17 protein-coding genes are annotated in these 17,642 nt (G+C 62.7%); 13 read left to right on the top strand and 4 right to left on the bottom strand.

Annotation, left to right across the window (positions count from 1 at the left end):
- Positions 1-2: 2 nt before the first annotated feature.
- The 4 genes from LDZ28_RS16930 (at position 3) to oxlT (ending at position 5,137) form a co-directional block, all read left to right on the top strand.
- A complete protein-coding gene (locus tag LDZ28_RS16930) occupies positions 3-1,001 on the top strand; it encodes an ABC transporter ATP-binding protein (RefSeq protein WP_244829587.1) in 999 nt (332 codons plus the stop codon).
- The gene (oppF, locus tag LDZ28_RS16935) at positions 994-1,986 is read left to right on the top strand and encodes a murein tripeptide/oligopeptide ABC transporter ATP binding protein OppF (RefSeq protein WP_244829588.1); all 993 of its coding nucleotides are present in this window, start codon (positions 994-996) and stop codon (positions 1,984-1,986) included. Before LDZ28_RS16930 ends, oppF begins: the two co-directional genes overlap by 8 nt.
- Positions 1,987-2,215: 229 nt before the next feature.
- On the top strand, positions 2,216-3,643 hold the full coding sequence (locus LDZ28_RS16940) for an OprD family outer membrane porin (protein ID WP_244829589.1): 1,428 nt from the start codon (positions 2,216-2,218) through the stop codon (positions 3,641-3,643).
- Between the two features lie 180 nt (positions 3,644-3,823).
- On the top strand, positions 3,824-5,137 hold the full coding sequence (gene oxlT / locus LDZ28_RS16945) for an oxalate/formate MFS antiporter (protein WP_244829590.1): 1,314 nt from the start codon (positions 3,824-3,826) through the stop codon (positions 5,135-5,137).
- 400 nt (positions 5,138-5,537) lie between these two features.
- Here the strand turns inward: oxlT and LDZ28_RS16950 are convergent, their stop codons facing one another.
- The 3 genes from LDZ28_RS16950 to hmpA form a co-directional block, all read right to left on the bottom strand.
- Positions 5,538-5,945: a cupin domain-containing protein gene (locus tag LDZ28_RS16950; protein ID WP_244829591.1), complete on the bottom strand. Its 408-nt coding sequence runs from the start codon at positions 5,943-5,945 to the stop codon at positions 5,538-5,540.
- A gap of 10 nt (positions 5,946-5,955) precedes the next feature.
- Positions 5,956-6,393: a carboxymuconolactone decarboxylase family protein gene (locus tag LDZ28_RS16955; protein ID WP_244829592.1), complete on the bottom strand. Its 438-nt coding sequence runs from the start codon at positions 6,391-6,393 to the stop codon at positions 5,956-5,958.
- 169 nt (positions 6,394-6,562) lie between these two features.
- Positions 6,563-7,750 (bottom strand): NO-inducible flavohemoprotein, encoded by a 1,188-nt coding sequence (hmpA, locus tag LDZ28_RS16960; protein ID WP_244829593.1) that lies wholly within the window; start codon positions 7,748-7,750, stop codon positions 6,563-6,565.
- A 111-nt stretch (positions 7,751-7,861) separates the two neighbouring features.
- Here hmpA and norR point away from each other — a divergent pair, with 111 nt between their 5' ends.
- The 9 genes from norR to LDZ28_RS17005 all read left to right on the top strand — a co-directional run bounded on the left by norR (position 7,862) and on the right by LDZ28_RS17005 (position 16,929).
- Positions 7,862-9,448 (top strand): nitric oxide reductase transcriptional regulator NorR, encoded by a 1,587-nt coding sequence (gene norR, locus LDZ28_RS16965; protein WP_244829594.1) that lies wholly within the window; start codon positions 7,862-7,864, stop codon positions 9,446-9,448.
- 427 nt (positions 9,449-9,875) lie between these two features.
- Positions 9,876-10,535 (top strand): c-type cytochrome, encoded by a 660-nt coding sequence (locus LDZ28_RS16970; RefSeq protein WP_244829697.1) that lies wholly within the window; start codon positions 9,876-9,878, stop codon positions 10,533-10,535.
- A 13-nt stretch (positions 10,536-10,548) separates the two neighbouring features.
- Complete coding sequence (locus LDZ28_RS16975) at positions 10,549-11,817, top strand: cytochrome c (protein ID WP_244829595.1); 1,269 nt, start codon at positions 10,549-10,551, stop codon at positions 11,815-11,817.
- Positions 11,818-11,830: 13 nt separating this feature from the next.
- Positions 11,831-11,989, top strand: coding sequence for a hypothetical protein (locus LDZ28_RS16980; protein ID WP_244829596.1), 159 nt, complete (start codon positions 11,831-11,833; stop codon positions 11,987-11,989).
- A 26-nt stretch (positions 11,990-12,015) separates the two neighbouring features.
- Positions 12,016-12,582 carry a cupredoxin domain-containing protein gene (locus LDZ28_RS16985; RefSeq protein ID WP_244829597.1) on the top strand — a complete coding sequence of 189 codons (567 nt, stop codon included), beginning with the start codon at positions 12,016-12,018 and terminating at the stop codon, positions 12,580-12,582.
- On the top strand, positions 12,572-14,197 hold the full coding sequence (locus tag LDZ28_RS16990; RefSeq protein WP_244829598.1) for a b(o/a)3-type cytochrome-c oxidase subunit 1: 1,626 nt from the start codon (positions 12,572-12,574) through the stop codon (positions 14,195-14,197). Before LDZ28_RS16985 ends, LDZ28_RS16990 begins: the two co-directional genes overlap by 11 nt.
- The gene (locus tag LDZ28_RS16995) at positions 14,194-15,003 is read left to right on the top strand and encodes a c-type cytochrome (protein WP_244829599.1); all 810 of its coding nucleotides are present in this window, start codon (positions 14,194-14,196) and stop codon (positions 15,001-15,003) included. The genes LDZ28_RS16990 and LDZ28_RS16995 overlap by 4 nt, the downstream gene beginning before the upstream one ends.
- Positions 15,004-15,124: 121 nt before the next feature.
- On the top strand, positions 15,125-16,180 hold the full coding sequence (locus tag LDZ28_RS17000) for an NAD(P)/FAD-dependent oxidoreductase (RefSeq protein WP_244829600.1): 1,056 nt from the start codon (positions 15,125-15,127) through the stop codon (positions 16,178-16,180).
- A gap of 38 nt (positions 16,181-16,218) precedes the next feature.
- Positions 16,219-16,929: an extensin family protein gene (locus LDZ28_RS17005; RefSeq protein ID WP_244829601.1), complete on the top strand. Its 711-nt coding sequence runs from the start codon at positions 16,219-16,221 to the stop codon at positions 16,927-16,929.
- Positions 16,930-16,939: 10 nt separating this feature from the next.
- Here LDZ28_RS17005 and LDZ28_RS17010 read toward each other — a convergent pair whose 3' ends face one another.
- Positions 16,940-17,629, bottom strand: coding sequence for an HD domain-containing protein (locus tag LDZ28_RS17010; protein ID WP_244829602.1), 690 nt, complete (start codon positions 17,627-17,629; stop codon positions 16,940-16,942).
- Positions 17,630-17,642 lie beyond the last annotated feature (13 nt).

Raw genomic sequence — 17,642 nt, forward strand, 5'->3', positions numbered from 1 at the left:
TCATGCCGCTACTTCAAGTCAGCGATCTACAGGTCGAGTTCAAGACCAACGACGCCACCGTGCGCGCGGTCAACGGCGTGAACTTCACGCTGGAAGCGGGGGAAACGCTCGGTATCGTCGGCGAATCGGGTTCGGGCAAGAGCCAGAGCGTGCTCGCCATGCTTGGGCTGCTCGCATCGAACGGACGCGCAAGCGGGCAGGCGCTGTATCGCGGGGAAAATTTGCTCGGGCTGTCGGGCAAGGCGCTGAACCGCATTCGCGGCAACCGTCTCTCGATGATCTTTCAGGACCCGATGAGTTCGCTCAATCCGTACCTGAGCATCGAACGGCAGATGACCGAAGTGCTCGAACTGCACAAGAACATGACGCGCCGCGCGGCGAAAAAGCGCGCCATCGGCATGCTCGAAGCGGTACGCATCCCGGAAGCGGCGCATCGTATCGGACAATATCCGCATGAGTTGTCGGGCGGCATGCGTCAGCGCGTGATGATCGCCATGGCGCTGCTCTGCGAGCCCGAAGTGCTTTTCGCCGATGAACCGACCACCGCGCTCGACGTCACCGTGCAGGCGCAAGTGCTGCAATTGCTGCGCGATCTGCAGCGCGACTTCGGCACGTCGATCGTGTTGATCACGCACGACCTCGGCGTGGTGGCCGGTCTCTGCGAAAAGGTCATGGTGATGTACGGCGGCCGCGTGATGGAGCAATGCGATGCGAGCACGCTGTTCGCAAAGCCGTCGCATCCGTACACCATCGGGCTCTTGCGCGCGCTGCCGCGTCTCGACAAGAGCGGCGGCGAACTGACCGGCATTCCGGGCAATCCGCCGAACATGGCGCATCCGCCCGCGGGCTGCCCGTTTCACGAACGATGCGCGCATGCCGCCGAAGACTGCGTGCAGCACGTGCCCGCGTTGCGGCCGGTCGATGGCGTGCACTGGCTGCGCGCCTGCCATCGTTCCGCCGAAGACATGATCACCCGCTACCAGGAGGCGAGCCATGTCTGATGCATCGGCCCCGACGATACTTTCCGTGCGCGATGTCCGCGTGCATTTTCAGGTGAAGTCGAAGAAGCGCTTGCCGTGGGCGCCGTCGCGCACGCTCAAGGCCGTCGACGGCGTGAGCTTCGATCTGAAGGCGGGCGAAACGCTCGGCGTGGTCGGCGAATCGGGCTGCGGCAAGTCCACGCTCTCGCGCGCCATTCTCAACCTCATTCCCGCGACCGCCGGCGATATCGTGTGGATGGGCGCGCCATTGCGCGAAGCATCGACGCGCGAATGGCATCGCGTACGCGGCGACGTGCAGATGATCTTTCAGGACCCGCTGGCATCGCTCGATCCGCGCATGACGGTCGGGCAGATCATCGCGGAGCCTTTGCTCGAACATCGGCCAGGCATGAACCGGCACGAGATCGACGTTAAGGTGCGCGCGTTGATGGCGAAGGTGGGTCTGCGCGAGCAGATGATCAACCGCTATCCGCACGAGTTTTCGGGCGGGCAGTGTCAGCGCATCGGCATTGCGCGCGCGCTGATCGTCGAGCCGAAACTCGTGATCTGCGACGAGCCGGTGTCCGCGCTCGATGTCTCCATCCAGGCGCAAATCGTCAATTTGCTGAAGTCGCTTCAGAAGGAGATGAAGCTCTCGCTGATCTTCATCGCGCACGATCTCGCCGTGGTGCGCCATATCTCCGACCGCGTGATGGTGATGTACCTCGGCCGCGTGATGGAGCTTGCCGACAAACACGCGCTCTATGAAACGCCGCGCCATCCGTACACGCGCGCGCTGCTTTCGGCCGTGCCGGTGCCGGACCCGTCGGTCGAGCGCGCCAAGGTCGTGCAGATTCTTTCCGGCGATATTCCGAGCCCGATCGACCCGCCATCGGGCTGCGTGTTTCATACGCGTTGTCCCATGGCCGAGTCGCGTTGTTCGCTGGAGACGCCCACGTTGCGCGCGTTGGCGGAGGGATCCTCCGCCGCCTGCTTCTTTGCTTGATTTACATCTAAACACGTCGAATAGAGGAACCCGGAAACTCGCCATAAAGCACTATCAATTTCGCTCGCGCGCAGCATAGCGCGTCTTCTGTTCGCCCTAGCCGTTTGCCACGTTCGTCCCGACCGTTTGTATCGCCGGACGTGGCTTTTCGCATCCGTTCGTTTCGGAATCCTTCATGGATTTCGATGGAGCAATCAACAGGTTGAGTCAGTAGTTGGAGATACTTTTCATGAAAAAACAAAAACGTTCCCTCGCGCTTTCCATTTTGCTTTTCAGCGGCTTCATGGCCGCTTCGGTCGCGTCCTACGGGCAACAAGCCCCGGCACAGACCGACGATACCGACCCGCCGTCGCGGCACACCGAGGCGCCGCCTTCATCGCCGCCCAATACCGAGGCGGATGCGCCCGTGAGCAATCAGGCGAAATCGAAAGGGTTGATCGAAGACTCGCATCTGAACTTGCTCACGCGCTCTTACACCGAGCATTTCGAAGCGAAGGGCGCGGAGAAGAAGGACGCGTGGGTGCTCGGCGAGCAAGCGGTATTCGAATCGGGTTACACGCGCGGTCTCGTCGGTCTCGGTTTCGATCTGACGATGTTCGGCGCGCTCAAGCTCAACGGCGGCAGCGGCGCGGGCAACCGCGTGCGGATCGGCGCGCCGGGCGAAGCGGGGCGCACGCAACTCGCGTGGGCATATCCCGGCGTGTGGGACGTGAAGGCGCGTGTTTCGAACACCGTGTTCAAGTACGGCCAGCAACTCTTCGATAACCCGTTTCTCGTGCCGCACGACAATCGCGCGCTGCCGCCGACATATCGCGGCTTCTCGCTTGCCAGCGACGAGATCAAGAACCTGACCTTGAAGGCCGGTACCGTGGATGGCGTGATCGCGCGCGGCATGGCGAGCGTTACGGGCCTGACCACCGAGTACGGCGGCACGCACATGTCGCAGTTCACGTATTTCGGCGGCGACTGGACCCATGGCGACGATACCGCCGTCACGCTCTACGGCAGCGTCGCGAACAACGTGTGGCAGCAGTACTACCTCTCGGCGACGCAAAGTATCGGCGACCCGAAAACCGTGCGCTGGACCGGCGCGCTGAACTACTACTACACGGGCGCGATCGGCGACAAGCGCCAAGGCTCGATCAACAACAACGCGTACAGCCTGGCGCTTGCCGGCACGCACGGCGCGCATACGCTTCAATTCGCATTTCAGCAGATTGCAAGCGATCAGTTCTTCGACTACGTGGGTCAATCCGCGGGCGACTATCTCTCGAATTCGCTGGATGTCGACTACAACGCGCCGCACGAAAAGTCTGTGAGTCTGTCGTATTCGCTCAACATGAAGGAGTACGGCGTGCCCGGCCTGAAGTTCACGCTTTGGGGCGCGTATGGCTGGGACGCGGATGCGACCGCCATGGCCAACCAATATGCCAATCCGGATAGCAGCCAGCACGGGCTCTACTGGAAGGACGGGCAGCCGGTGCATGGCACGCACTATGAAATTGGCGTGATCCCGAGCTATACGGTGCCGGACGGCAAGTTCAAGAACACGTCGGTCAAGTTCTACTACATGCACCATCACGGCAGCCAATACTATTCGGACGGAACGAGCGACGTGTATCGACTCATGGTCAACGTCCCGGTGAACGTGTTCTGACGCGAAGCGAGAATCCTACAAAATCTCCTCTTTACATTACGTATAGCTTTCATATATAAAGAGGGTGCGTGTTGCAGATTGCCATGTCTCGCCCACGCCCATCGCCCGGCAGCCTCGTGACTGCCGGGCTTTTTTTCGTCCGTCGCTCGGCGTCCGATTACACAAGGCAAGGAGACATGCATGGGAACCGACCGGATGGATCGCGAGACAGAGACGTCGCGCCTGGCGTCGCCGTGGGTGCAGTTAGTGTTCGGCGTGATTTGCATGGCGATGATCGCCAACATGCAGTACGGGTGGACGCTCTTCGTCAATCCGATCGACGAGAAGTATCACTGGGGCCGCGCGTCGATTCAGGTCGCGTTCACTATCTTCGTGGTGACCGAGACGTGGCTCGTGCCCGTGGAGGGGTATCTCGTCGACAAGTACGGTCCGCGTCCTGTCGTCGTGTGCGGCGGCTTGCTGTGCGCGATTGCCTGGGCGATCAACTCGGTGGCGTCGTCGCTGCCGCTCTTGTACTTCGCGGCGGCGGTGGGCGGCATCGGCGCGGGCGCGGTGTATGGAACATGCGTCGGTAACGCGCTCAAGTGGTTCCCCGAGCGACGCGGCCTCGCGGCGGGCATCACGGCGGCGGGCTTCGGCATGGGGTCGGCCGCGACTGTCGTGCCGATTGCGCACATGATCAAGTCGAGCGGATACGAAGCCACGTTCCTCTGGTTCGGACTCGGTCAGGGACTCGTGGTGTTCCTGCTCGGCATGGCGCTTTACGCGCCGCCCGCGCAGATGCTCGCCGCGGTGAAGAGCAAGCTGAAGCGCGCCGTCTACAACGCGAGCCCGAAGCAGGTGTTGAGTTCGCCGATCTTCTGGGTGATGTACATCATGTTCGTGATGATGGCCGCCGGCGGATTGATGGCGACCGCGCAACTCGGGCCAATCGCGAAGGATTTCGGGTTGCACGATTCGCCCGTGTCGCTGCTTGGCCTGACGCTACCGGCGCTGACTTTTGCGCTGACCATCGACCGCGTGCTCAATGGCTTGACGCGACCGTTTTTCGGTTGGGTATCGGACCGTATCGGGCGCGAGAACACCATGTTCATCGCCTTTGCGATCGAAGCGGTGGGCATTGTCGCGTTATCGCGATACGGGCAGAGTCCGGTGGCGTTCGTGGTGCTGACGGGTATCGTGTTCTTCGCTTGGGGGGAAATCTACAGCCTCTTTCCCGCGACGTGCGGCGATACCTTCGGCCCGAAGTTCGCGGCCACCAATGCCGGCTTGCTGTACACGGCGAAGGGAACGGCTGCGTTGCTGGTGCCGTTCTCGAGCGTGATCACATCGATGACGGGAAGCTGGCACGCGGTCTTCATGCTGGCGGCGGGCATGGCGGCAATATCCGCGCTGCTCGCGCTCTTCGTACTCAAGCCGATGCGCAATGCCCATTCGCAGAGGCATGCGCGCGCGGCGGGGTTGGAGATGGCGTATTCGCCGCTGAAGGAGTAGAGCGCAAGGCGCGGGCGGGTGGCGTTAGGCGTCGCCCGTCTCGTCTCGTTGGCGCTTTATCGCATGGTGCATCAGCATGGCGGCGACGGCTTCGGGTGCCTCTCGAAGAAGCGAATGAAGCGCCAAGTCGGCGCACCCGCGCCGACGCTAGAACCGCATGCCCATGTTGCACATGCCGAAGCCAATGCCATTGGTGGCGAAGCCGGCGCATCCCAGAATGCCGCATCCGCCAAGCGCGGATAAGACTGCGAAAACCGCGGCGGCGGCAAGAAAAGTACGAACCTGCTTCATGATGTCGAAACGGAATAAACGTGGCGCCGCGATTGTCGCTCAATGGCTAGGCACGTTTGTCACAAAGCGTGAATGCCGAATGAATCACGCTTAACCGCCAGGACATCGCTCAATGCGGAATCGGCAGCTTGACCGGATCGCCGTCGCCTGCCACCGCAAAGACCAGCAGCTTCGCCGGCTTGGTCGCGCTCGCATTCTTCGATACGAGGTGATGCGCGCCGGGCGGCTCGTACCACGATTCGCCCGGCCCGTAGGTCTTCGCGGAGGACCCTTCGAGTTGTGACGTGACATGACCTTCCAGCACATACGCGAAGATCGAGCCGGGGTGCATATGCGCCTCGGATGCCTGCCCCGGCTTATACGAGACAGTCGCCATCAGCACGTTCTTGCCCGCGATCTCGGGAATCGCCTGCTTCATCACGGGCGTGACGACTTCCGCGGCTGCATCGTGCGCGAACACCCTGGACGCGCTCAACGCCAGCGCCGCCGTCAACATCATGATCTTGCGAAGGTTCATGGTTTTTACCTCACGCGGGAATCTTGCGGAACGCGATCGAAAAGCGGTTCCAGCTATTGATCGCGGCGATGAGAAGCGTCAGGTCGACGATTTCCTCGTCGCTGAAATGCGGCTTCACGGCGGTCCAGACGGCATCGGGTACGTGCTCCTCGGACACGAGCGTGAGCGCCTCGGTCCATTCCAGCGCGGCACGTTCGCGGTCGGTGAAGAACGGCGTTTCGCGCCAGACGACGACCGTCGCCAGCCGGCGATCCGTTTCGCCGCCCTTGCGCGCGTCGGTGGTGTGCATGTCGACGCAAAACGCGCAGCCGTTGATCTGCGATGCGCGCAGGCGGACCAGCTCGGTCAGCGATTTCTCGAGTCCGCATTTGGCGATGCGCTCTTCGACACCAACGAGCGCCTTGATCGCGGCGGGGCTGGCTTTGTAGAAGTCGAGACGTGATTCCATGATGATTTCCTCTTCGCTTGGGGTTTAAAGGAGCGTCCTGAGTGACGCGACAGATGTAGATTAGTCGCCGAATTGGTTTTATGAAATGGCCGATTTTTGGTAATTTCAGGTGACCAGTAACCGGTGAAAAAAAGCCCGAGACGATCAGTCGCGGGCTCGCTGACAGCGCTCATTCCAGCGCGGAAGCCGGTCCGAAAAACTCGTAGCGGCTCTGCGCATCCGGCACGCCGAGCGACTTCAGATGCTTTTTCACCGCCTTCATGAAGGGCTTCGGCCCGAGAAAATAGGCATCGACGTCGCGAGTCACGGGCAGCCATCGCGCGAGCAGGGTTTCATCGACGAAACCAGTGCCGTGCGCTTCCTGGTCGCCATCGCGCTGCTGTTCATAGCAATAGAAACGCTTCAGTTGCGGATGCTGCGCCGCCAGCTCATCCACCACCTCGCGAAACGCGTGCACGCCGCCGTGGCGCGCCGAATGAATGAAGTGCACCGGTCGATTCGGATTGGCGGCGAGCGCGGCATGCAGCATGGCAAGCGTCGGCGTGATCCCGACGCCACCGCTGATCAGCACGAGCGGCTTCTCGTTATGTTCGAGCCTGAAGTCGCCAGCGGGCGGATAAAGCTCGATGACATCGTTCTCACGTACGTTCGCATGCAGAAACCCGGACACGCGGCCGTTCGCTTCGCGCTTTACGCTGATGCGGTACTCGCGACCATTCGGCGCGGCGGACAGCGAGTAGTTGCGGCGCATTTCTTCGCCATCGACATAAATGCGCAGCCCGATGTATTGGCCCGGATGAAAGTCGAGCAGGGCGCCGCCATCTTCGGGCACGAGATAGAACGACACGATCTCTTCGCTCTCCGCGACCTTGCGCGCGACCACGAATCGCCGCGTGCCGCGCCAGCCCCCCGGCGCCTTCTCGCGTTCGCTGTACATGCCTTCTTCCAAGTCGATCAAAAGATCCGCGAGTTGCCGATACGCGGCGGACCATGCCTCTATCACGGCATCGGTGGCGATTTCCTCGCCGAGCACTTCACGGATCGACCTAAGCAGGCAGCGTCCCACGATCGGATAATGTTCCGGGCGGATATCGAGCGCGACGTGCTTATTGATGATCTGCCCGACGAGTCCGCCGAGCTGTTCCAGTTGGTCGATGTGCCGCGCGTACATCAAGACGCCGTTGGCAAGGGCACGCTGCTGCGCGCCGCTCGCCTGATGCGCCTGGTTGAACATCGGACGCACTTCGGGATTCTCGTCGATGAGCATTTTGTAGAAGTGCGTGGTGAGCGCCTCGCCGCCGCTTTCCAGAAGCGGCACGGTGGCTTTGACGATGGCGCGGTGTTCGGGTGACAGCATGATCGGAGTCCTCGTTCCAGGGCGAAGCAGGGAGCGCTTCGTCTCGCAATTTGCAATACAGGTTCCGTGCCAGAGTAGAATGATCGTTAAATCAATTGCTTACCTTCGCACATGGTCGATTCGACTCTAGTCAGAAAGACTGCTGAAGTAGTCGCAATGACTTCGCGTGTATTGCTCGACGCGCTCGTTCCGCTGATCGAAGATCTCTCGCACGAGATGCCGGACACCGAGCGCTATCGTCGCCTTTTGCGTACGCTGCGCGCGCTTTTTCCGGGCGACGCCGCCGCGCTCCTGCGACTCGATGGCGACATGCTCGTGCCGCTCGCGATCGACGGATTGTCTGGCGATACGCTCGGCAGGCGCTTCCGCGTCGGCGATCATCCGCGTTTTGCCCGCATCCTCGCGCGCAGCGAACCGACACGCTTCGCCGCCAACTCCGATCTGCCCGATCCTTATGACGGCCTCGTCAAGGGCGTGGACGGTCATCTCGAAGTACACGATTGCCTCGGCTGCACGCTTTTCATCGACGAACGGCCTTGGGGTTTGCTCACACTCGACGCACTCGATCCCGCGCGCTTCGACGACATCGACATGGCTTCGCTTCAGGCGTTTCTCAGTCTCGCGGCGGCGACCGTGAGTGTGGCCGAACGCATCGATACGCTCGCGCGCACGGGCGAAGCCGAACGGCAGCGCGCGGAGTCGTATCGGCAGGCGAACGGGACGCGTCGCCGCGAGATGATCGGCAATAGCGAGCCGCACAAGCGCTTGCTGGAAGACATCGCGATCGTCGCTACGAGCGAGCTGACCGTGCTCATTACCGGTGAAACGGGCGTCGGCAAGGAACTCGTCGCGAGCGAGATTCATGCGCTCTCGTCGCGGGCCGACAAGCCGCTCGTGAGCCTCAATTGCGCGGCGCTGCCGGATACGCTCGTCGAAAGCGAACTCTTCGGGCACGTGCGCGGTGCGTTCTCGGGCGCGTCGTCGGACCGGCGCGGCAAATTCGAACTGGCCGACGGCGGCACGCTTTTTCTCGATGAAGTCGGCGAACTGCCGCTCGCCGTGCAGGCCAAGCTCTTGCGCGTGCTGCAGAACGGGCAGTTGCAGCGCATTGGGTCGGACAGCGAGCATAAGGTCGATGTGCGGCTCATCGCCGCGACCAATCGCGATCTCGTCGAGGAAGTCCGGGCGGGACGGTTTCGCGCGGATTTTTATCATCGGTTGTCGGTTTATCCGCTCGTCGTGCCGCCGTTGCGTGAGCGCGGACGCGACGTCCTGTTGCTCGCGGGCTTCTTTCTGGAGGAGAACCGCGCGCGCCTCGGCCTTCTGAGCCTGCGCCTTTCCGCCGATGCGCAAGCCGCGCTGCTCGCTTACGACTGGCCGGGAAATGTCCGCGAACTGGAGCATCTGATCGCGCGCAGCGCATTGAAGGCGCTCGCGGGCGTGCGCGAACGTCCGCGCATCCTGACGCTTACCGCCGCCGACTTCGGTCTCGCCGACACCACGCGCACCGCGTCACCGGGCGCGCCGCCGACGCCTGCCGCCGGCGTCGATTTCCGCGAAGCCGTCACCGCCTACGAACGCACGATCGTCCTCGATGCGCTCGCGCGTAACGGGCAGAACTGGGCATCGACGGCGCGTGAGCTTGGCGTCGACCGGGCAAATCTGAATCGTCTCGCGCGCCGCCTCGGGCTCAAGTAAGCGCGCAAATATTTTTCTCGAAAATCTTCACGCGGACGCGCAAAGCGTTTATTGGTGAGGCTAGGCAAGACGGCATGGCGTGGTTACGCATCTCAAAATAATGCGGTTCATTGATCTGGCGCAAACAACGATCACTCGATCCGCACGCAGCAAACGCGCGGATTGAGACAATCTGCAGGCTGGGAAAAACGGTTGGGCTCTTCTAAGATCAGAAGTGCAAAAACGACGATCCGCCGATCCAACCACCCGACAATCATCAGCAGTACGAGCATTGCATTGCACTGAACAACAAGCGCCGGCGACCGCATTGACGTGCACGTCCGGCTGATCGAACACGGCAACTCGAAACGGGGGATACGTGGGAAACGTGGGATACGTGACTAAGCGCACCGCACTCCTGTTGTCCACGCTATTGGCATTCGCGAGCATGGGCGCATTCGCGGCGGAGCCGGCGCTCGAGCGCGCCCCGGACACCATGCAGGCCCGCGTCATGGGCTGCGCCGCCTGTCACGGCGCGCAGGGCGAAGGCACCGGCAACGACTACTTCCCGCGTCTTTCGGGCAAGCCCGCGGGCTATCTGTACAACCAGTTACTCGCGTTTCGGGACGGGCGCCGCAAGTATCCGCCGATGAACTATCTGCTCGCGTATCTACCGGATGCATATCTCAGGCAGATCGCCGATTACTTCGCGGGCGAGCGTCCGCCATTCCCGCCGCCGAGCGCCGTTACAGCCGATACGAAGACGCTCGATTACGGCAAGGCGCTCGTCACGAAGGGCGATTCCGCGCGCAACGTGCCCGCATGCGTGAGTTGCCACGGCGGCGCGATGACCGGCATGGAGCCCGCCATTCCCGGCTTGCTCGGCTTGCACGCCGACTACATCAGCGCGCAACTCGGGGCATGGCGCTACGGCACGCGCACGACCATCGCGCCCGACTGCATGCGCCACGTCGCGCAGCAGTTGAGCGAGCGCGATATCACCGCCATCGCCGCGTTCCTCGCGTCGTTGCCCGCGCCGCCCGATGTGTCGCCGGTCGCGGCCGGAAGCCTCAAGATGCCGCTCGCTTGCGGCAGCGTCCACAACTAACCGAGGAACCGACGTGCTTCGATTCCGACAACTTGGGACGCTTGCCTTGGCGGTGTTCTTTGCGGCCTGCGCCGTATCGGCGGGCAACGCGTCTGCACAGACGAAGAGTGCCGATGCCGCCACGGTCCAGCGCGGCGAATACCTCGCGCGCGCGGGCGATTGCATCGCGTGCCATACGTTGCCCGCTGGCAAGACCTTCGGCGGCGGCCGTCCCATGGATACGCCGTTCGGCACGCTCTTCACGCCGAACATTTCGTCGGACAAGGAAACAGGACTCGGCAACTGGACCGCCGACGAGTTCTACCGAATGATGCACACCGGCCGCTCGAAGGACGGCTCGCTGCTCTATCCGGCCATGCCGTTCACGTCCTACACCAAGGTCACGCGCGCCGACTCCGACGCCATTTATGCGTTTCTCATGTCCACGCCGCCCGTGCATCAGCCGAACCGGCCGCATGAACTGCGCTTTCCGTTCAACCGGCGCGAACTGCTGATCGGCTGGCGCTCGCTCTTTTTCAGGGAGGCCGAATATCGGCCGGACCCGAAGCAATCGGTGGAATGGAATCGCGGCGCGTATCTCGTCGAAGGACTCGGGCATTGCTCGATGTGCCATACCGCGATCAACGCGCTCGGCGGCAATGTCGCGTCGAAGGCATTCGAAGGCGGCCTGATCCCGATTCAGAACTGGTACGCGCCCTCGCTTACGTCGAACAAGGAAGCGGGCTTGGGCGACTGGAGTATCGACGAAATCGTGGGCTTGCTGCACGCGGGCGTCTCGCATCGCGGCGCGGTGTATGGACCGATGGCCGAAGTAGTCTACGACAGCCTGCAATATCTCTCCGAAGACGACGTGCGCGCGATGGCCGTCTATCTGAAGGCGTTGCCCGCGCGCTCCGGCGACAAGTCCGAGCCGCCGACCCAGGCCGTGGTCGAACAGCGTACGAATCTCTCGCCGCTCGGCAAGAAGATTTATGACGCCCAATGCGCCGAATGTCACGCGGCCCAGGGCCAGGGCAAGCCGCCCGATTTTCCGCCACTCGCGAACAATCAGTCCATCGTCATGAACTCGGCCGTGAACCCTATCCGCATGGTGCTGAACGGCGGCTATCCACCCGGCACGTTCAAGAATCCGCGTCCATACGGCATGCCGCCGTTCGCGCAGTCGCTGTCCGACGTGGAGGTCGCGGCGGTCGTCACGTATATCCGCACCGCGTGGGGCAATCGCGGCGCGCCGGTGACGGTGAAGGAAGTCAACGAGCTGCGCTCCGCGCCGCTTTATTGAGGATCGACGACACATGAACGAAGACCCGAACGAAGACGCGCGGCTCGATGAAATAGTCAAGAGCGGCCCCGGCGGCGCGCTCGCGCTCGCGGGTATTTCCACCGCGATCGTCATCGGACTGTGGTTCGTCTTTTACTTCGCCGTGTTCTTGCCGCGCGGGGTGATTCAGTGATCGTGATTCGTCGAGGCGGCAGATAAATGGCCATTTCCCCCGGTTCGCATGAAGTCGCCGAGCGCGTCGAAAAACGCTGGGCAATGCTTGTCATGGCGATCGTCGTCGTGCTCGTCGCGATGGTCGTCTACACCGGCATCCACTGGGCAATGATGCCGCCTTCGCGCGTCGAGACCGTGCGCCCTGAATCGCTGCATGTATCGGGCGAATTCATCGAAAGCAATCTCGGCAGCGCGCCCGAGGCGGATGGCTCGGTGACGGTGCGGATCGTCGCGCAGCAGTATTCGTTCACGCCGCAATGTCTCGTGGTGCCCGCAGGCGTGCCGGTTACGTTCCGCGCGACGAGTTCGGACGTGGTGCACGGCTTTCTGATCGAGAACACCAACATCAATTCGATGCTCGAACCCGGTTACGTCTCGACCTTCAAGACGACTTTCAACCAACCCGGCGAGCACCTGATGCCATGCCACGAATACTGCGGCACCGGGCATCAGAACATGTGGGCGCATGTGAAAGTGGTGGATCGCGCCGAGTTCATGCAGATGGCCGCGCAATTGCCGGCCAATTCGCGGAGAGTGTCCTGTGTTAAATAGCAAGCGCCTCGTCCTCGCGCATTTCTGGCTGGCGTTCATCGCCTTCGGTGTCGCGCTTTTGCTCGGCGCGTGGCAGATGCTGGTGCGCAGTCCGCTGCATCCGTGGCTGCAGAATCCGGAGCTGTACTACCGCTCGGTGACGGCGCACGGCTCGGCCATGGGCTACGTGTTTCCGACCCTGATCGCCATGGGCTTCGGCTATGCGGTAAGCGAACTGGCGCTGAAGCGCCCGCTCGTCGGAAAGCGTTGGGCGTGGCTCGGCTTCTGGCTCGTCGCGATAGGCTCCGTCACCGCGATGGCGCCTGTCGCCATGGGTCTTGCGTCGGTGCTCTACACCTTCTATCCGCCGATGATCGGCAACGCGTTCTATTACATCGGCGTGGTGCTGGTGGTCGTGGGCTCGTGGATCTGGGTCGCGCTGATGTCGGTGAACCTCGCGGCGTGGAAGCGCGACAATCGCGGCAAGCCGGTGCCGCTCGCCATGTTCGCGACCGTCGCGGGCGCTTATTTGTGGGGCTGGACGGCGGTGGGCGCGGCCATCGAAGTGCTGTTCATGATTCTGCCGGTGGCGCTCGGCCTCAAGCACACCATCGACGCGGGACTTGCGCGCGTGTTCTTCTCGTGGACGCTGCACGCCATTGTCTATTTCTGGCTGATGCCCGCGTATATCGCGTATTACACGATCATTCCGCGCGCCATCGGCGGGCGTCTTTACAGCGATGCGATGGCGCGCATCTCCTTCATCCTGTTTCTCGTGGTGTCGATGCCCATCGGCATTCACCATCTGTTCGCCGATCCGCAAGTCGGCTCGGGCTTCAAGTTCATGCATTCGGTGTTCACGGCGCTGGTCGCGGTGCCGACGCTCTTGACCGTGTTCACCATCTGCGCGTCGGTGGAGATCGCGGCGCGGTTGCGCGGCGGCAAGGGCGCGCTCGGGTGGATCAAGGCGCTGCCCTGGTCCAATCCCATGATGCTCGCCGTCGCCTTCTCCTTCGTGATGCTCGGCTTCGGCGGCGCGGGCGGGCTCATCAACATGAGTTATCAGCTCGACTCGACCGTGCACAACACGCAATGGGTGACGGGGCATTTTCATCTGATCTTCGCGGGTGCCATCGTCATCATGTACTTCGCGATCGCCTACGATCTGTGGCCGCATCTCACCGGCCGCGCGCTGCAAAACCTGAAGCTGATGCGCTGGCAGTTGTGGCTGTGGTTCGTCGGCATGATCGTGCTGACATTCCCGTGGCATTACGTCGGCGTGCTCGGCATGCCGCGACGCATGGCCTTCTACGACTATACGGACCCTGCTATCGCGGCGCAGGCCGTGTCCGTGATCGTCTCGGTGATCGGCGGGTTCATTCTCGTGGTCTCGGCGGTGCTGTTCTTCATCGTGCTCATACAGGCGCATCGCGCGCCGCGCGTGACGGTCGAGGAATTCCGCTTCAGCCGCGCGTTGCATGAGCCGCGCAGCATACCGGTGGCGTTGAACAGCTTCGCGCTGTGGCTCGTGCTGATGATCGGCCTCACGCTCGTCAACTACGGTTATCCCATCGCGCAGCTTCTCTCGCGGCCGGATACCGCCGTGCCCGCGGTTCCCATCGGAGCGCAGCGATGAGCGACGAACGCCTCTTCACCTTCAGGAACCGCTGGTTCGCGACGAGCGTGCTGGGGATGATCGGCATCGCGGTGGTGTCGGCGCTGATCGGCTTCGTGTGGCTGCCTTCGGTGCATCGCGACGAGCCGTTCACGGGCGTCTGGAACGCCATCTGCAGCGCGGCGGGCGTGCCGCGCAGCTGGTATGCGGGCGAGGGCGGAAAGACCGTCGAGCCGACCGTCACGCTCACGGGTGTCGAAGTCACGCCGCAGTTGCTCGTGAACGTCAACGCGAGCGCGGTTGGACGCGGCGCGACGCTGGCTCTGCGCTGCACGATGTGTCACGGCGAGCGCGGCATGAGCGAGGCCAATTCGCCGAATCTCGCGGGCCAGTATGCGTCGGTGATCTACAAACAGTTGATCGATTTTCAGAAGGGCGCGCGCAATAACGCGGTGATGTCGCCGATGGCCGTGAATCTCTCCGATCAGGACATGCGCGATCTTGCCGCTTACTACGCGAGCTTGCCGAGGCCGCCCGCGCAGCGCAAGGTGAGCGCGTCGCTCGCGCCTTCGATCGTTTCCCACGGTGCGCCGATGCGCAACATCGCGCCCTGCGCGACGTGTCACGGCGGTATCGACAGCAAGGCGGGCAGCCCGTGGCTCGACGGCTTGCCGGCCGCTTATACGAAGGCGCAGTTGACCGCTTTTGCCAATGGCACGCGCACCAACGATATCAACGAAGTCATGCGCAACGTGGCGCGCAACATGACGCCGGACGAGATCGAAGCCGCGGCGGCTTACTATGCGCGGGAGCTGGACGCGCATTGAGCGGCTGCAACTGCACGCTATCGCCGTTCGGAAAGCAGGGGTTTCGTTGCCGCGCTGGTTCGGTTTCTGTATCGTGGTCCGTTCAATGCTGCGTTTTGCGCAGCAGGCACCGGACCCCGCAATGAACGATCACGCCATCCACACCACCGACGTCCTCATCGTCGGCGCAGGCCCCGTCGGGCTTTTCGCCGCCTTCGAAGCCGGCGTGCTCGGCCTTTCGTGCCGGATTGTCGACACGCTCGGGCGCATCGGCGGGCAATGCATCGAGCTTTATCCCGACAAGCCGATCTACGACATTCCCGCCGTTCCCTCGTGCACCGCGCGCGAACTCGTGGATCGTCTGCTCGAACAGATTCGTCCGTTCGACGTGCCGATCCACCTCGATCAGCGCGTGATGTCGGTGGCGCAACGCGAGGATCATCGCTGGACTGTCGAGACCGAGCAGGGCATGCGTTTCGATGCCGCCGCCATTCTGATCGCCGCGGGCAATGGCGCGTTCGTGCCGCAGCGCCTGCAAGTGCCGCAAGCGGACGCGCTCGAAGACAACGGCGTGCACTACAGCGTCGCGCGTCTGGCAGATTTCGCGGACCGCGAGGTCATCGTCGCGGGCGGCGGCGATTCCGCGCTCGACTGGGCGCTGGCTTTGCGCGGCGTCGCGAAGAAGCTCACGCTGGTGCATCGGCGTAACGGGTTTTCGGCGGCGGCGGCATCCGTGGCGGCAATGAAGCGCGCCGTGGAGGCGGGCGAGATGGCGTTCGTCGTCGGCATGATCGATTCGCTCGACGCGCCCGGCAACACCTTGCGCGGCGTGCGTATCAAGCACGTTGACGGCACCACCGATCTCGCCGCCGACAAGCTCGTCGCGCTGTATGGCCTCGTGGCGGATCTCGGGCCTATCGCCCAATGGAACCTGGATGTGCGCGGCGGACGTATCGAAGTCGATACCTCGTATTACGAGTCGTCGCGGCCGGGCATTTTCGCGGTCGGAGATATCGCCAACTATCCGAACAAGCAGAAGCTCATCTTGTCGGGCTTTCACGAGGCATCGCTCGCATTGCGCAAGGCTTACTCGTACGCTTACCCCGACAAGAAGCGCGTGCACGTTCATTCGAGTTACGACGCGAAGCTCGCGCAGCGCGTGCAGTCAGGCGGCACGCACGCGGCGGAAGGGAGCTGACGGTTGCGCGTCGATCCGCTTCGACCAGGGCGCGCGTCTTGATCGGTCGATTCATCGCGTGGCTGCTGCTGGCGGCGTGCGTCGCGGCGCTCGGCCTGGGCTATGCGGTCTATGCGCGCCGCATTAGCGTACCCGCGCAATACGATCCTTTCACGCCGCTCGATGTTCGCGCGCCACCCGACTTCTTCACCACGTTCCGACGTTGGCGCACGCTGCACGATGCCGACATGTGCCGGGCCGCGCTCGAACAATCCGGGCTCGACTATCGTCCGATGGCGGATTCATCGGCCGCCGGCGGCTGCGAACTCAAGGACGTGGTGCGCGTGACGCAATCCGCCGAAGTTCGCTACAGCTCGCCGTATCTCGCCACGTGTCCGCTCGCGCTCTCGATGGCGTTCTTCGAGCATCGATACCTGCAGAGCGCCGCCGTCGAACTCTTCGGCGAACGCGTGACGCGCATCGAGCATGTTGGCAGCTACGCGTGCCGCAACGTGAATCATCGGCAAGACGGCGCGCTGAGTCAGCATGCAAGCGCCAATGCCATCGACCTCACGGGTTTCGTGCTCGCCGACGGCAAGCGCATCACGCTCGCGAGCTGGGACGATTCTGCATCGCCCGAAGCGAGCTTCCTGCGACGCGTCCACGAAGGCGCATGCCAGTCGTTCGACACGACCCTCGGCCCCGATTACAACGCGCTCCACAAGACACACTTTCACGTCGACATGGGCCCGTATCGCATCTGCCGCTGACGCGTTCACGTCATGCGTGCTGATGCGCCGGATGACGGCAGGTCGAATGATCGTGAGGACCATCGCTCCATGCCGAGCCGAGGATGATGCTGCAGAAGTTCAGCCGCTTGTAGTTCGGGTCCTTCAGCGCGAGCACGTCGGCCTTCACGTTGCCAAACGTCGTTTCGGGCTTTTTGATGGTGCCTTGCGCGAACGCATCGATGATGCCTTCCTTGAAGTTCGCTTCCCGCGGATGTGCCGCCACCACGAGCCGGCGCTGATCCGCCGTGAATTCGTCGTAAGCAAGCCCGAGCACGTCCATCTCGACGCCTGCCGTCACGAGCGCGACGACCGGCTTCTTGTACTGCGGAATGCCCGGCGTCGTGTGCAGCGCGATGGCATCCCATACTTGTTCGATCTCGCCTTCGCCGATGCCGTAACCGAGCAGAAAGTCGCGCGCCGCATTCGCGCCATCCACTTCGAAGCGGTCGTGCGCGCTGCTGTAAGCATCGACGAGTCCCATGTCATGGAACATCGCGCCGATATACAAGAGTTCCGCGTCATACTTCAGTTGCTTGCGTTCGCCCGCGAGCGCACCGAACAGAAACACGCGGCGCGAGTGGTGATAGAGCAAGTCGGGTTCGGTATCGCGCACGAGTTGCGTGGCTTCGCGCGCCATCTTGCTGTCGGGAATGCGGATGCCAGCGATGATTTCGTTCATTTCAATTACTCCT

Source organism: Caballeronia sp. TF1N1 (assembly GCF_022878925.1).
Lineage (GTDB): Bacteria > Pseudomonadota > Gammaproteobacteria > Burkholderiales > Burkholderiaceae > Caballeronia.